Genomic DNA, 13,544 nt, shown 5'->3' with positions numbered 1-13,544 from the left:
GCTCCGAGCTGTAAGCTTCAAGCGGCAAGCTTGTCGGCGTACAGCTAGTCAGAAATTTTGTTGATCAACCCGCCCAGCATTCGAGAAAGCTCTCGGGTTTCCATAATCCAATTTTCAGCCAGCGGATCTGCGATGTAAGCGATATCTCGGCCTATCAGGACTTGGGTTCGCAACTCTCCACAAGAAGCCTTCGCGATCCAGAGAAAGTGAACCTTTTCTCTGGAACTCCGACGCTCCATGCCTTCAGCAATATTGGAAGGCACTGAAAGTGCAGAGCGGGTAATTTGATCCTTGAATCCAAAATCCCCGCATTGCGCAAACTCTCTATAAATCCCCACCGCCAAACATTTGCTTCGCTGCCAAACAACCAGTTTCTCGAAATCCATTACGAGTCATCCGATTCCGGCTCGCAGCAACCGGCCGCAAGCGCCAGACCGCAAAGTTACGCATACCGCCTTTAACTTGCAGCTTGCCGCTTGTAACTCGAAGCTTAAAAGTATCCTTGACGTTTTTTGTCTTCCATCGAGCCTGCGCCATCGTGGTCGATGACACGGCCCTGGCGCTCGGAAGTTCGCGTCAGGAGCATTTCCTGAATGATGTCCGTCAGGCTTTCGGCCTCGGACTCCACCGCGCCCGTCAACGGGTAGCAACCAAGGGTACGGAAACGCACTTTCTTTTTGACGATGCGCGCTTTGTCTTCATCGCTCAGGTGCTCGAGGATGCGCTCGTCGTCAATCATGATCAGCGTGCCGTTCTTCTCGATGACTTCACGTTCAGCGGCGAAGTACAGCGGGACGATCGGGATGCCTTCAAGGTAGATGTACTGCCAGATGTCCAGCTCGGTCCAGTTCGACAGCGGGAAGACGCGGATCGATTCGCCCTTGTTGACCTTGCCGTTATAGACGTTCCACAACTCGGGACGCTGGTTCTTCGGGTCCCAGCGGTGCTTGCTGTCGCGGAACGAGTACACACGCTCCTTGGCGCGGGATTTCTCTTCATCGCGACGGGCGCCGCCGAATGCTGCGTCGAAACCATACTTGTCGAGTGCCTGCTTGAGGCCCTCGGTCTTCATGATGTCGGTGTGCTTGGCGCTGCCGTGGGTGAACGGGTTGATGTCCTGCGCCACGCCGTCCGGGTTGACGTGGGTGATCAGGTCGAGACCCAGCTCGGCGACCATCTTGTCGCGGAAGCTGTACATCTCCTTGAATTTCCAGCGAGTGTCGACGTGCATCACCGGAAACGGCAGCTTGCCCGGGAAGAACGCCTTGCGTGCCAGATGCAGCATCACGGCGGAGTCTTTACCGATGGAGTACAGCATCACCGGGTTGTCGAACTCGGCGGCCACCTCGCGGATAATGTGGATGCTTTCCGCCTCCAGCTGTTTCAGATGCGTCAGTTTGTCGACCATGGCTACTCACGAAAACTTTCTTATGAACGGCCAGCGGGCCGTGTTCGAGCGGGGATCCTAGCACAGCGACAACTTCTAATCAGGACGCAAACTAGATCGAAAGAGCATATGAATATGCCTGCCCGTTTGGGCACAGCAGAACCCTGTGGGAGCGGGCTTGCTCGCGAAGGCGGCGTATCATTCAACGTGAATGCTGACTGATTCACCGCATTCGCGAGCAAGCCCGCTCCCACATTTGGATCAATGGCGTACCTCAGATCGGATTCGGGCAATCGATGAAGATGTGCTCCAGCGCAAACCGACGGGCCAGATAGTCCCCCAGCGCCTGAACGCCGTAGCGCTCGGTGGCATGGTGACCGGCGGCGATGAAGCTGATGTCGTTTTCCCGGGCGCTGTGGAAGGTTTGCTCGGAAGCCTCGCCGCTGAGGTACAGATCGACGCCCGCCAGAATGGCCTGATCGATGTAACCCTGGCCACCACCGGTGCACCAGCCGACGCGGCGGATCATGGCGCTGCCTTCGATCAACAGCGGCTCACGGCCCATCACTTCCTGGACGCGACGGGCGAAATCCCGGGGCATCATCGGCTCATTCAGCGAGCCGACCAGGCCGACAATCTTCAGGTTGTCCGGGTCCAGCGGACCTTCGACGGTGATGTCGAGCTGACGCGCGAGCTGCACGTTATTGCCGACGTCCGGGTGCAGGTCCAGCGGCAGGTGATAGGACAACAGGCTGATATCGTGCTTGAGCAGGGTCTTCAGGCGGCGCTGTTTCATGCCGGTGATGCACGGGTTCTCGCCTTTCCAGAAGTAGCCATGATGCACCAGCACCAGGTCGGCATTGGCCTCCACGGCCGCATCGAGCAAGGCCTGGCTGGCAGTGACGCCACTGACAATGCGCATCACTTGCGGCCGCCCCTCGACCTGCAAGCCGTTGGGGCAGTAATCGGCGATTTTGGCGCTGTTGAGGTAGCGGTCGGCTTCTTCGACCAGGGTGCTCAGGGCGACGGCCATAAAAGACTCCTAAATATCCCGTTCAGAGGCGCGTGCGGCCTCGTATAATGCGCGTCATTATGAGCGGTCTCATACCGCCTGCAACTCTCTCAGGAACTGCTTAATGCTCAAGGCGCTGCGTTTTTCCGGCTGGCCGCTGTTGGCCGGCGTGCTTGTCGCTCTTTTGATAATCCAGCGTTACCCGCAGTGGGTCGGGCTCCCGAGCCTCGATGTCAATCTGCAACAAGCGCCGCAAACCACCAGCATGCAGCAGGGCCCGGTGTCTTATGCCGAAGCGGTATCCACCGCGGCACCGTCGGTGGTGAACCTGTACACCACCAAAGTCATCAACAAACCCAACCATCCGTTGTTCGAAGATCCGCAGTTCCGTCGTTTCTTCGGCGATAACTCGCCCAAGCAGAAACGCATGGAGTCGAGCCTCGGTTCCGGCGTGATCATGAGCCCGGAAGGCTACATCCTGACCAACAACCACGTGACCAGCGGCGCCGACCAGATCGTGGTGGCACTCAAGGACGGCCGGGAAACCCTGGCGCGGGTGATCGGCAGCGATCCGGAGACTGATCTCGCTGTTCTGAAGATCGACCTGAAAAACCTGCCGGCGATCACCGTGGGGCGTTCCGACAACATCCGCATCGGCGATGTCGCGCTGGCCATCGGCAACCCGTTCGGCGTCGGCCAGACCGTGACCATGGGCATCATCAGCGCCACCGGGCGCAACCAACTGGGCCTGAACAACTACGAAGACTTCATCCAGACCGATGCGGCGATCAACCCCGGCAACTCGGGCGGTGCGCTGGTGGATGCCATCGGCAACCTGACCGGCATCAACACGGCGATCTTTTCCAAGTCCGGGGGCTCCCAGGGCATTGGTTTCGCAATCCCGGTGAAGTTGGCGATGGAAGTGATGAAGTCGATCATCGAGCACGGCCAGGTGATTCGTGGCTGGCTGGGTATCGAAGTGCAGCCGCTGACCCAGGAACTGGCCGAGTCGTTCGGCTTGTCCGGACGTCCAGGCATTGTCGTGGCGGGGATTTTCCGCGATGGTCCGGCACAGAAAGCCGGCCTGCAGCTGGGTGATGTGATTCTTTCCATCGATGGCGAACCGGCCGGAGATGGCCGTCGCTCGATGAATCAAGTGGCGCGGATCAAGCCGACCGACAAGGTCGCGATCGAGGTAATGCGCAACGGCAAGGAGCTCAAGCTGATGGCGGAAGTCGGCCTGCGTCCACCGCCGGCACCGGTCAAGGATAAGGAAGAAGAGTAAGCGGGCAACCCAAAAACCTGTGGGAGCGAGCTTGCTCGCGATGAGGCCATAACATTCAACATCATTGTTGACTGTCAGGCCGCCATTGCGAGCAAGCTCGCTCCCACAGGTTTGGTGGTTTAGAGGTCGCCCAGGCCGTCGATCAGCGCCTGATTCTGCTCTGGCGTGCCGATGGATATCCGCAGGAACTGGGCAATCCGTTCCTGCTTGAAGTGCCGGACAATCACGCCTTGCTCACGCAACTTCGCCGCAAGCCCCGCCGCATCGTGCCGGGGGTGACGGGCGAAAATGAAATTCGCCGCCGATGGCAGCACTTCAAAGCCCTTCCCTTCCAGCTGCGCAATCACCCACTCACGGTGCTCGATCACCAAACGGCAGGTCTTGTCGAAGTACTCGCGATCTTCGAATGCGGCGGCAGCGCCGACATTCGCCATGCGATCCAGCGGATAGGAGTTGAAGCTGTTCTTGATCCGTTCCAGTGCCTCGATCAGGTCCGGATGACCGACCGCCAGACCCACCCGTAGCCCGGCCAGGGAACGGGACTTGGACAGGGTCTGGGTCACCAGCAGGTTCCGATAGCGGTCCACCAGGGTGATTGCCGTCTCGCCGCCGAAGTCGATGTAGGCCTCGTCGACCACCACCACCGAATCCGGGCTGGCCTTGAGAATCTGCTCCACCGCCTCCAGCGTCAACAGGCAGCCGGTCGGTGCGTTCGGGTTGGGGAAGATGATCCCGCCGTTCGGCCTGGCGTAGTCCGCCGGGTTGATCTGGAACTGCTCGTCCAGCGGCACCGCGTCGAACTTGATGCCGTACAGCCCGCAGTAGACCGGGTAGAAGCTGTAGCTGATGTCCGGGAACAGCAGCGGCTGATCGTGCTGCAGCAAACCGTGGAAGATGTGCGCCAGCACTTCATCGGAACCGTTGCCGAGGAACACCTGGTTGCTCTGCACGCCATAGTAATTGGCGACTGCGTTCTTCAGCAGATCGCTATTGGGGTCCGGGTACAGGCGCAGGTTGTCATTGAGCTCGGTTTGCATCGCAGCCAAGGCTTTCGGCGATGGACCGTACGGGTTTTCGTTGGTGTTGAGTTTCACCAGTTTCGCCAGTTTCGGCTGTTCGCCCGGCACGTAAGGCACCAGATTCTTGACGAACGGGCTCCAGAATTTACTCATGTTCAGTTCCCCTGCCCTTGTGGAAAGTCTTCGTCGCTGATGCGGTATTCGGCGCTACGGGCGTGGGCGGTCAGCGACTCGCCACGGGCCAGCACGGAAGCGGTCTTGCCCAACTCGGAAGCGCCCTGCTCGGAGCAGAAAATGATCGACGAGCGTTTCTGGAAGTCGTACACGCCCAGCGGCGAAGAGAAGCGCGCAGTGCCGGAGGTCGGCAACACGTGGTTGGGACCTGCGCAGTAGTCGCCCAGGGCTTCGGACGTGTGACGGCCCATGAAGATCGCGCCGGCGTGGCGGATCTGCGGCAGCCAGGCCTGTGGATCGGCAACGGACAATTCGAGGTGCTCGGGCGCGATGCGGTTGGCCACTTCGATGGCTTGCTCCATGTCGCGAACCTTGATCAATGCACCACGGCCATTGATCGAGGTTTCGATGATCGCGGCGCGCTCCATGGTCGGCATCAGCTTGGCGATGCTGGCGGCGACCTTGTCGAGGAACTCGGCGTCGGGACTGACCAGAATCGCCTGAGCGTCTTCGTCGTGCTCGGCCTGGGAGAACAGGTCCATGGCGATCCAGTCCGGATCGGTCTGGCCGTCGCACACTACGAGGATTTCCGAAGGACCGGCGATCATGTCGATACCGACCTGGCCAAACACGTGGCGCTTGGCGGTGGCGACATAGATGTTGCCCGGGCCGACCACTTTATCGACCTTCGGCACGCTTTCGGTGCCGTAAGCCAATGCGGCAACGGCTTGAGCGCCACCGATGGTGAACACCCGGTCGACACCGGCGATGCAGGCAGCGGCCAGCACCAGTTCGTTGATCTCACCGCGCGGGGTTGGCACCACCATGACCACTTCGGTCACGCCGGCAACCTTGGCCGGAATCGCGTTCATCAACACCGACGACGGGTACGACGCCTTGCCGCCCGGTACATACAGACCGGCGCGGTCCAGCGGCGTGACTTTCTGGCCCAGTACGGTGCCGTCAGCCTCGGTGTAGCTCCAGGAGTCCTGCTTCTGTTTTTCGTGGTAGCTGCGCACACGGGCCGCGGCGACTTCCAGGGCTTCGCGCTGAGGCACGGAGATGCGGGTCAGCGCCAGTTCCAGACGCTCGCGCGGCAGGATCAGGTCGGCCATGGACTTCACGTCCAGGCCGTCGAACTGGCGGGTAAAGTCCACCAGGGCTGCGTCGCCACGCTCACGCACGGCCTTGATGATGTCCAGCACCCGCTGATTGACCGAGTCGTCAGACACACTTTCCCAGCTCAGCAGATGATCCAGATGATGTGCGAAATCCGGGTCAGCAGCGTTGAGTCGGCGAATTGCAGTCGGTGCGGTCATAGCGAGAGCCTCATAGAATTGGCAAAAACTCAGGCGCCCGAAGCTAACATTCGATCCGCTTGGGCACCTGAGAATTCTGGCTATGAGGCGGATAGACGGGCGCGACTTAACGTCGCGCGGGTGAATCAGCCGCGGTGTCGAGACTCCACTGCCTTGCGCAGGGTGTCGATCAACGCCTGGATACGGGCGTGCTGCATCTTCATCGAAGCTTTGTTGACGATCAGCCGGGAGCTGATGGCAGCAATGAAATCCTGTGGCTCCAGGCCGTTGGCCCGCAGCGTGTTACCGGTGTCGACCACGTCGATGATCTTGTCGGCAAGGCCGATCAGCGGTGCCAGTTCCATCGAGCCGTACAGCTTGATGATGTCGACCTGCCGACCCTGTTCAGCGTAATAACGCTTGGCAACGTTGACGAACTTGGTGGCGATGCGCAGACGGCCCTTGGGCTCGACCGCACCGACCTTGCCGGCCGTCATCAACTTGCACTGGGCAATTTGCAGGTCCAGAGGCTCGTACAGACCCTGGCCGCCATATTCCATCAGCACATCTTTACCGGCGACACCGAGGTCGGCGGCACCATGCTCGACGTAAGTCGGCACGTCGGTGGCACGCACGATCAGCAGGCGTACATCTTCCTGGGTCGTGGGAATGATCAGCTTGCGGCTCTTGTCCGGATTCTCGGTCGGCACGATGCCCGCTTCAGCCAGAAGCGGCAGGGTGTCGTCAAGGATGCGGCCCTTGGACAGTGCGATGGTCAACATGGGAAACGTCAGTCCTTATCAAGGTACTCATGCCCGGTCGCAAATGACGCCGGACACACATCGAGCCGGAAACCGGCTCGACTTTACAACAGTTCAGCGGGCACATCCTTGTGCCCATGCAGCAGAAACTAGCCCGGTACGCGGCGGATCTTGGCGCCGAGCATCTGCAGTTTCTCTTCAATGCACTCGTAACCACGGTCTATGTGGTAGATGCGATCGATCAGGGTATCGCCTTCGGCGATCAGCGCCGAGATCACAAGGCTGGCCGAAGCACGCAGGTCGGTGGCCATGACTGGCGCGCCCTTGAGCTTTTCGATCCCGGTAACGATCGCGGTGTTGCCTTCGACCTGGATGTGAGCGCCCATGCGGTGCAATTCGTAAACGTGCATGAAGCGGTTTTCGAAGATCGTCTCGATCACGGCACCAGTGCCTTCGGCAATGGCGTTGAGGGAGATGAACTGCGCCTGCATGTCGGTCGGAAACGCCGGGTATGGAGCGGTCCGCACGTTGACGGCTTTCGGACGCTTGCCGTGCATGTTCAGCTCGATCCAGTCTTCGCCGCAGGTGATTTCGGCACCGGACTCGCGGAGTTTTTCCAGAACGGCTTCGAGGATGGTCGGATCTGTATCCTTGACCTTCACACGACCGCCGGTCACCGCCGCCGCCACCAGGTAGGTGCCGGTTTCGATACGGTCTGGCATCACTTTATACGTGGTGGTGTGCAGACGCTCGACGCCATCGATGGTGATGGTATCGGTACCGGCGCCGGAAACCTTGGCGCCCATGGCGTTCAGGAAGTTCGCCAGGTCGACCACTTCCGGCTCGCGCGCGGCGTTGGCCAGCACGCTGCGGCCCTTGGCCAGGGCGGCAGCCATCATGATGTTTTCGGTACCGGTCACACTGACGGTATCGAAGAAGAAGTGTGCACCGCGCAGGCCGCCTTCAGGCGCCTTGGCCTTGATGTAGCCACCTTCGACGTCGATGACCGCGCCCATGGCTTCCAGGCCACGGATGTGCAGGTCAACCGGACGCGAACCAATGGCGCAACCGCCAGGCAAGGCAACTTCGGCTTCACCGAAACGGGCAACCATCGGGCCCAGTACCAGAATCGACGCACGCATGGTTTTAACCAGCTCGTACGGCGCGACCAGGGTCTTGATGGTGCGCGGGTCGATTTCGACGGCGAGCTTCTCGTCGATCACAGGCTCGATGCCCATGCGCCCGAACAGCTCGATCATCGTGGTGATGTCGTGCAGGTGCGGCAGGTTGGCCACAGTCACCGGGCCATCGCACAGCAATGTGGCGGCAAGGATCGGCAGGGCAGAGTTCTTTGCCCCGGAGATGCGGATCTCGCCATCAAGACGAGCGCCACCGGTAATAATCAATTTATCCATAAGAATCTCGACGCCCTTGGGCTCAGGTGCGCTCGGCCCAGGCCGCGCTGCTGAAAAATTTCATAGTGACCGCATGGATGCTGCCATCGACGATCCACGGGTTCAAATGGGCATAGACCTGCTGTTGACGCTTGACCGGGCTCAATGCCGCCAGTTCATCGCTAATCACGTTCAGCTGGAAATTGCAGCCTTCGCCCTCGACTTCTACTTTCGTTCCGGGCAGCTTTCCTTCAAGAAAGCTCTTAACTTCGTTGGCCTGCATGCTCAACCTCAATCGGCGCCCTGTGCGCGCGGGTCGGACATCATACAAAAAAGCCCCGCGCCTGCGAACCCCGCCAAGCAGGACTCGGACGGGGGGCTTGTTCATAGATGCGGGTTAGGGATGCGCCAACAGCTCGGTCAGCTCGCTGACCTGAGCGATTTCACGCATGTCTTCGGGCATCCCGTGGATGCTCAGGGACTTGCCGGCCGCCTGCGCATCCCGGATAAAGCACAGCAGCAACGACAAACCGACGCTGCTGGACTTGGTCACCGCCGAGCAATCGACCACCAGCGCCGAAGCCTTGCTGGCCTTGATCAGCGCCTTGCCCTGCTCGCGCAGGCCAGGGCCGGTGCGGTAATCCAGCACGCCACTGAGTCGCAGCTCGCCCGCTTCGTCCATCTGGACTGCCGACTCACTCATTGGGCTGACTGCTCCGGTTTCTTGTCGGTGGCTTCCTTGGCCTTGGCGACTTCCCCGGCCCAACCGTTGATGGTCTTGTCCAGGTCGTTGCCATTGCGCTGCATCGCATCGGCGAACTGGTCGCGGAACAGCTTGCCGATGTTGATGCCGTTGATGATGACGTTACGCAGCTTCCACTCGCCGTTGATCTTTTCCAGCGTGTAGGACACTGGATAGATCGCGCCGCTGCTGCCCTTGACGGTCATGCCAACGCTGGTACGGTCGCCCGACTCGTCTTTTGCCGGTTCAACGGTGATGCCCTGGTTGTTGTACTCCAGCAAGGCATTGCCGTAGAACTGGAACAGACCCTTCTTGAAGTTTTCTTCGAAGGTCTTCATCTGCGCAGGCGTAGCTTTCTTCGAGTACTTGACCGTCATGATGCTCTTGGAAATACCCTCGGCATCCACAACCGGCCCGACGATGCTGTCCAGCGCCGTATAGAAATCCTGCGGGTCCTGCTTGTACTTCTCTTTGTTTGCAGCCAGGTCCGCGAGCATACGGTTGGTTGTGTCCTGCACCAGATCGTGCGCCGAAGGCGCCGCCACGGCATGAGACACCAACGGAAACACCGCGAGCATTACCAACAGGCCACGTCGCAAGGTAGAAATCATTTAACTGTTCCTCATTTAGCTTCTTTGCTAACGGTATTGAGCAGGAATTTACCGATCAGGTCTTCGAGCACCAGCGATGACTGCGTGTCATGGATGGTTCCACCATCCTTGAGCAGGGTGTCTTCCCCGCCCACGCTGATACCGATGTACTTCTCGCCCAACAGTCCTGCGGTCAGGATAGATGCAGTGGAGTCCGCCGGCAGATTATCGATGCGTTTTTCCAGCTGCATGGTCACCCGACCGGTGAAACTGTCGCGATCCAGATCGATGGCCGTGACCTTGCCGATGGTCACACCGGCCATGGTCACCTTGGCTCTGACCGTCAAACCGGCGATATTGTCGAAGTAGGCGTAAAGTTTATACGTGTCGGTGCTCGGAGTCGGGGACAGGCCGCTGACCCGCAACGCCAACAAGAGCAAAGCCAGGATGCCAGCCAGCAAGAAAAGGCCGACACCGATTTCCAGGGTGCGGTTTTGCATCAGAAATCTCCAAACATCAAGGCGGTCAGAATAAAGTCCAGGCCGAGTACTGCCAACGAGGCATACACAACGGTCTTGGTAGTGGCACGACTGATCCCCTCGGAAGTGGGTTCGCAGTCATAGCCTTGGAATACGGCAATCCAGGTCACGACAAAGGCAAAGACGATACTTTTGATGATCCCGTTGAGCACATCCTCAGCGAACGTCACGCTGTTCTGCATGTTCGACCAGTAGGAACCTTCATAGACTCCCAGCCAGTCGACAGCTACCCACGAGCCACCCCAGATACCCACGACGCTGAAAATCATCGCCAGCACCGGCAGGGAAATGAAACCGGCCCACAAGCGTGGCGCGATGATGTACTTGAGCGGGTCGACCCCGATCATTTCCAGGCTGGACAACTGCTCGGTGGACTTCATGTTGCCGATTTCGGCGGTCAACGCCGAACCTGCGCGCCCGGCGAACAGCAAGGCGGTCACCACCGGCCCCAGTTCACGCAGCAGCGTCAGCGCCACCATCTGCCCGACGGCCTGCTCTGAACCATAGCTGGAAAGAATGTTGAAGCCCTGCAGCGCCAGCACCATGCCGATGAACACCCCGGAGACCACGATGATCACCAGGGACATCACGCCCACCGAATGCAACTGCTTGACCAGCAGCCCGAAGCCGCCACCGATGCCGCCCCGACCAAGCAAGGCATGGAACAGGAACAAGCTGGAACGCCCGAACACCGCCAACACATCGATGCCGGCCTGGCCGAAGCGGCGAACGCGCTCTATCAATGAAATTCTGCGCATCAGCGCTTCCCCAGAAGATCTGCGCGGTAATCCGTCGCTGGAAAGTGGTACGGGACCGGGCCATCGGGTTCACCGGTCATGAACTGGCGAATGCGCGGCTCATCCGAGTTCATCAATTCGCCCGGCGTACCCTGCCCCAACACCTGACCATCGCCCACCACATAAATGTAATCGGCAATGCTCGCGGTCTCGGCCAGGTCGTGGGACACCACGATGCTGGTGATGCCCAGCGCATCGTTGAGCAAACGAATCAGGCGCACCAGAACGCCCATTGCGATGGGGTCCTGGCCGACAAACGGCTCGTCGTACATGAGGATCTGCGGGTCGAGCGCAATCGCCCGGGCCAGCGCAACACGGCGCTTCATGCCGCCGGAAAGCTCGTCGGGCATCAGTTCGATGGCACCGCGCAAGCCCACGGCCTGCAATTTGAGCAGGACGATGTCGCGGATCATTTCTTCCGGCAGTTGCGTGTGAACCCGCAGGGGAAAAGCAACGTTCTCGAAGACATCGAGGTCGGTAAACAGTGCGCCGCTCTGAAACAGCACGCCCATATGCTTGCGCGCATCGAACAGGTCGCTGCGCGACAGTTTCGGCAGGTTCTGGCCGTTGACCCAGACCTCGCCCTTGGTGGGCCGCAGCTGGGCGCCCATCAGACGCAAGAGTGTGGTCTTGCCACACCCGGAAGGCCCCATGATGCCGGTGACCTTGCCGCGCGGGATACGGATATCGACATTATTGAAAATGCTGCGCGCACCGCGCTTGAAGGACAGTCCCTTCAGCTCGACCGCGTAGGCGTTATCGGCACTCATCTAAACTCCTTGCGATGCAGCCTCTCACTCGGACGCCTGACTTTCTCACGAAAGCACATACCTCCCGGGCAGGCCGAACTGGCGGCGAACTATATCACTGCAAAGGCTGTGCGCCCAAGGCCAAAGCCTGGACATGCTCAACTGCATGACCGGTTGAAAGCCCCGTTTAGAAGGTTTCCCGCAACAAGGATGACAATGCGCGACGAACTAGCGTGAGGGATTCGATCATAACCGCTATAATCGCCGCCTTTTCATCAGGCTATACGATTTCTGACATGAGCCAATCCAGCGACCTGATTCAATCAGCACAACGCACCATCCGCCTCGAGGTAGAAGCCGTGCAAGGCCTGCTACCCCATATCGACGCAGATTTCGTACGCGCTTGCGAGATGATTCTGGCCAGCAAAGGCCGCGTGGTCGTGGTCGGCATGGGCAAGTCGGGGCACATCGGCAACAAGATTGCCGCGACCCTGGCCAGCACCGGCACCACGGCGTTTTTTGTGCACCCGGCTGAAGCCAGCCACGGTGACATGGGCATGATTACCCGCGACGACATCATTCTGGCGCTCTCGAATTCCGGCTCCACCAATGAAATCGTGACCCTGCTGCCACTGATCAAGCGCCTGGGCATCCAGTTGATCAGCGTGACCGGCAACCCTGACTCGCCGCTGGCCAAGGCCGCCGAGGTCAACCTGAATGTTCACGTCGAGCACGAAGCCTGCCCGTTGAACCTGGCCCCCACCTCGTCGACCACCGCCGCCCTGGTCATGGGCGACGCCCTGGCCGTCGCGCTGCTGGAAGCCCGTGGTTTTACCGCCGAAGACTTCGCCTTTTCCCATCCTGGCGGCGCCCTGGGCCGACGCCTGCTGCTGAAAGTGGAAAACGTCATGCACGCCGGGCAAGAGCTGCCGCAAGTACAGCGCGGCACCCTGCTGAAGGACGCGCTAATGGAAATGACCCGCAAAGGCCTGGGCATGACCGTGATCCTGGAAGCCGATGGAAAGCTGGCCGGGATCTTTACCGACGGTGACTTGCGTCGCACGCTGGACCGTAGCATCGACATACATAGCGCTACAATCGACCAGGTCATGACTGCTCACGGCAAGACTGCCCGCGCCGAGATGCTCGCCGCCGAAGCGCTGAAAATCATGGAAGACCATAAAATCAACGCGCTGGTCGTGGTCGATCGTGAAGACCGCCCGGTCGGCGCCTTGAACATGCACGACTTGCTGCGTGCAGGAGTAATGTAATGAGTGCGGACCTGCTGCAACGCGGCAAACAGATCAAGCTGGCGGTGTTCGATGTCGATGGCGTACTGACCGACGGGCGCCTGTACTTCCTCGAAGACGGCAGCGAATTCAAGACGTTCAACACCCTCGATGGCCAGGGCATCAAGATGCTGATGGCCGCCGGCGTGCAGACCGCCATCATCAGCGGCCGCAAGACCCCGGTGGTCGAGCGTCGGGCCAAAAACCTCGGTATCCCGCACCTCTATCAGGGTCGCGAAGATAAACTGGTGGTACTCGACGAACTACTGGCCCAACTCAACCTGAGCTATGAACAGGTGGCCTACCTCGGAGATGACCTGCCGGACCTGCCGGTGATCCGTCGCGTAGGGCTGGGGATGGCGGTGGCCAATGCCGCCGGCTTCGTGCGTGAACACGCTCACGGCATCACCCTCGCCCGTGGCGGCGAAGGTGCTGCTCGCGAATTCTGCGAATTGATCCTGCGCGCCCAGGACCGCCTCGACGCGGCCAATGCGGCGTACCTGTGAGC

16 protein-coding genes are annotated in these 13,544 nt (G+C 59.9%); 3 read left to right on the top strand and 13 right to left on the bottom strand.

All coding sequences use genetic code 11. From position 1 onward, the window contains the following. Nucleotides 1-44: 44 nt before the first annotated feature. From PMI34_RS0127000 to PMI34_RS24705, 3 genes are all read right to left on the bottom strand, one after another. Nucleotides 45-386: a four helix bundle protein gene (locus PMI34_RS0127000; protein ID WP_032829340.1), complete on the bottom strand. Its 342-nt coding sequence runs from the start codon at nucleotides 384-386 to the stop codon at nucleotides 45-47. A 104-nt stretch (nucleotides 387-490) separates the two neighbouring features. Beyond that, nucleotides 491-1,408, bottom strand: coding sequence for a sulfate adenylyltransferase subunit CysD (gene cysD / locus PMI34_RS24700; protein ID WP_008046199.1), 918 nt, complete (start codon nucleotides 1,406-1,408; stop codon nucleotides 491-493). A gap of 253 nt (nucleotides 1,409-1,661) precedes the next feature. Then, nucleotides 1,662-2,420, bottom strand: a complete 759-nt coding sequence (locus tag PMI34_RS24705) for a Nif3-like dinuclear metal center hexameric protein (protein WP_008046198.1) — start codon at nucleotides 2,418-2,420, stop codon at nucleotides 1,662-1,664. Nucleotides 2,421-2,523: 103 nt separating this feature from the next. Here PMI34_RS24705 and algW point away from each other — a divergent pair, with 103 nt between their 5' ends. Beyond that, nucleotides 2,524-3,684, top strand: a complete 1,161-nt coding sequence (algW, locus tag PMI34_RS24710) for a Do family serine endopeptidase AlgW (protein WP_008046196.1) — start codon at nucleotides 2,524-2,526, stop codon at nucleotides 3,682-3,684. A gap of 119 nt (nucleotides 3,685-3,803) precedes the next feature. On the opposite strand, the gene hisC is transcribed toward algW, so the two are convergent. The 10 genes from hisC to PMI34_RS24760 form a co-directional block, all read right to left on the bottom strand. After that, on the bottom strand, nucleotides 3,804-4,856 hold the full coding sequence (hisC, locus tag PMI34_RS24715; RefSeq protein WP_008046192.1) for a histidinol-phosphate transaminase: 1,053 nt from the start codon (nucleotides 4,854-4,856) through the stop codon (nucleotides 3,804-3,806). Nucleotides 4,857-4,858: 2 nt separating this feature from the next. Then, complete coding sequence (gene hisD / locus PMI34_RS24720) at nucleotides 4,859-6,196, bottom strand: histidinol dehydrogenase (protein WP_008046190.1); 1,338 nt, start codon at nucleotides 6,194-6,196, stop codon at nucleotides 4,859-4,861. Between the two features lie 125 nt (nucleotides 6,197-6,321). After that, nucleotides 6,322-6,957, bottom strand: coding sequence for an ATP phosphoribosyltransferase (gene hisG / locus PMI34_RS24725; RefSeq protein WP_008018703.1), 636 nt, complete (start codon nucleotides 6,955-6,957; stop codon nucleotides 6,322-6,324). 128 nt (nucleotides 6,958-7,085) lie between these two features. Beyond that, nucleotides 7,086-8,351 carry a UDP-N-acetylglucosamine 1-carboxyvinyltransferase gene (gene murA, locus PMI34_RS24730; protein ID WP_008046183.1) on the bottom strand — a complete coding sequence of 422 codons (1,266 nt, stop codon included), beginning with the start codon at nucleotides 8,349-8,351 and terminating at the stop codon, nucleotides 7,086-7,088. A 22-nt stretch (nucleotides 8,352-8,373) separates the two neighbouring features. Further along, nucleotides 8,374-8,613, bottom strand: a complete 240-nt coding sequence (locus PMI34_RS24735) for a BolA family protein (protein WP_008046181.1) — start codon at nucleotides 8,611-8,613, stop codon at nucleotides 8,374-8,376. Between the two features lie 114 nt (nucleotides 8,614-8,727). After that, the gene (locus PMI34_RS24740) at nucleotides 8,728-9,033 is read right to left on the bottom strand and encodes an STAS domain-containing protein (RefSeq protein WP_008046178.1); all 306 of its coding nucleotides are present in this window, start codon (nucleotides 9,031-9,033) and stop codon (nucleotides 8,728-8,730) included. Next, entirely contained in the window at nucleotides 9,030-9,683 is a 654-nt protein-coding gene (locus tag PMI34_RS24745) for an MlaC/ttg2D family ABC transporter substrate-binding protein (RefSeq protein WP_008046171.1), read from the bottom strand. Before PMI34_RS24745 ends, PMI34_RS24740 begins: the two co-directional genes overlap by 4 nt. Before the next feature lie 11 nt (nucleotides 9,684-9,694). After that, nucleotides 9,695-10,162: an outer membrane lipid asymmetry maintenance protein MlaD gene (gene mlaD / locus PMI34_RS24750; protein WP_007970271.1), complete on the bottom strand. Its 468-nt coding sequence runs from the start codon at nucleotides 10,160-10,162 to the stop codon at nucleotides 9,695-9,697. Further along, on the bottom strand, nucleotides 10,162-10,959 hold the full coding sequence (mlaE, locus tag PMI34_RS24755; protein WP_008046168.1) for a lipid asymmetry maintenance ABC transporter permease subunit MlaE: 798 nt from the start codon (nucleotides 10,957-10,959) through the stop codon (nucleotides 10,162-10,164). Before mlaE ends, mlaD begins: the two co-directional genes overlap by 1 nt. Then, nucleotides 10,959-11,768, bottom strand: a complete 810-nt coding sequence (locus PMI34_RS24760; protein WP_008046162.1) for an ATP-binding cassette domain-containing protein — start codon at nucleotides 11,766-11,768, stop codon at nucleotides 10,959-10,961. Before PMI34_RS24760 ends, mlaE begins: the two co-directional genes overlap by 1 nt. A 275-nt stretch (nucleotides 11,769-12,043) precedes the next feature. On the opposite strand from PMI34_RS24760, the gene PMI34_RS24765 reads away from it, so the two are divergent. Next, nucleotides 12,044-13,018 carry a KpsF/GutQ family sugar-phosphate isomerase gene (locus tag PMI34_RS24765; protein WP_008046161.1) on the top strand — a complete coding sequence of 325 codons (975 nt, stop codon included), beginning with the start codon at nucleotides 12,044-12,046 and terminating at the stop codon, nucleotides 13,016-13,018. Next, nucleotides 13,018-13,542 (top strand): KdsC family phosphatase, encoded by a 525-nt coding sequence (locus tag PMI34_RS24770; RefSeq protein ID WP_008046159.1) that lies wholly within the window; start codon nucleotides 13,018-13,020, stop codon nucleotides 13,540-13,542. Before PMI34_RS24765 ends, PMI34_RS24770 begins: the two co-directional genes overlap by 1 nt. The last annotated feature ends 2 nt before the right edge of the window (nucleotides 13,543-13,544 follow it).

Source organism: Pseudomonas sp. GM74, from assembly GCF_000282455.1.
Classification (GTDB): domain Bacteria; phylum Pseudomonadota; class Gammaproteobacteria; order Pseudomonadales; family Pseudomonadaceae; genus Aquipseudomonas.
This window is presented reverse-complemented; position numbering and strand designations above follow the sequence as displayed.

What these genes read in the sequence shown, in the direction of transcription:
- PMI34_RS0127000 (WP_032829340.1), bottom strand. Translation starts at nt 386, where the DNA reads ATGGATTTCGAGAAACTGGTTGTTTGGCAGCGAAGCAAATGTTTGGCG.
- cysD (WP_008046199.1), bottom strand. Translation starts at nt 1,408, where the DNA reads ATGGTCGACAAACTGACGCATCTGAAACAGCTGGAGGCGGAAAGCATC.
- PMI34_RS24705 (WP_008046198.1), bottom strand. Translation starts at nt 2,420, where the DNA reads ATGGCCGTCGCCCTGAGCACCCTGGTCGAAGAAGCCGACCGCTACCTC.
- algW (WP_008046196.1), top strand. Translation starts at nt 2,524, where the DNA reads ATGCTCAAGGCGCTGCGTTTTTCCGGCTGGCCGCTGTTGGCCGGCGTG.
- hisC (WP_008046192.1), bottom strand. Translation starts at nt 4,856, where the DNA reads ATGAGTAAATTCTGGAGCCCGTTCGTCAAGAATCTGGTGCCTTACGTG.
- hisD (WP_008046190.1), bottom strand. Translation starts at nt 6,196, where the DNA reads ATGACCGCACCGACTGCAATTCGCCGACTCAACGCTGCTGACCCGGAT.
- hisG (WP_008018703.1), bottom strand. Translation starts at nt 6,957, where the DNA reads ATGTTGACCATCGCACTGTCCAAGGGCCGCATCCTTGACGACACCCTG.
- murA (WP_008046183.1), bottom strand. Translation starts at nt 8,351, where the DNA reads ATGGATAAATTGATTATTACCGGTGGCGCTCGTCTTGATGGCGAGATC.
- PMI34_RS24735 (WP_008046181.1), bottom strand. Translation starts at nt 8,613, where the DNA reads ATGCAGGCCAACGAAGTTAAGAGCTTTCTTGAAGGAAAGCTGCCCGGA.
- PMI34_RS24740 (WP_008046178.1), bottom strand. Translation starts at nt 9,033, where the DNA reads ATGAGTGAGTCGGCAGTCCAGATGGACGAAGCGGGCGAGCTGCGACTC.
- PMI34_RS24745 (WP_008046171.1), bottom strand. Translation starts at nt 9,683, where the DNA reads ATGATTTCTACCTTGCGACGTGGCCTGTTGGTAATGCTCGCGGTGTTT.
- mlaD (WP_007970271.1), bottom strand. Translation starts at nt 10,162, where the DNA reads ATGCAAAACCGCACCCTGGAAATCGGTGTCGGCCTTTTCTTGCTGGCT.
- mlaE (WP_008046168.1), bottom strand. Translation starts at nt 10,959, where the DNA reads ATGCGCAGAATTTCATTGATAGAGCGCGTTCGCCGCTTCGGCCAGGCC.
- PMI34_RS24760 (WP_008046162.1), bottom strand. Translation starts at nt 11,768, where the DNA reads ATGAGTGCCGATAACGCCTACGCGGTCGAGCTGAAGGGACTGTCCTTC.
- PMI34_RS24765 (WP_008046161.1), top strand. Translation starts at nt 12,044, where the DNA reads ATGAGCCAATCCAGCGACCTGATTCAATCAGCACAACGCACCATCCGC.
- PMI34_RS24770 (WP_008046159.1), top strand. Translation starts at nt 13,018, where the DNA reads ATGAGTGCGGACCTGCTGCAACGCGGCAAACAGATCAAGCTGGCGGTG.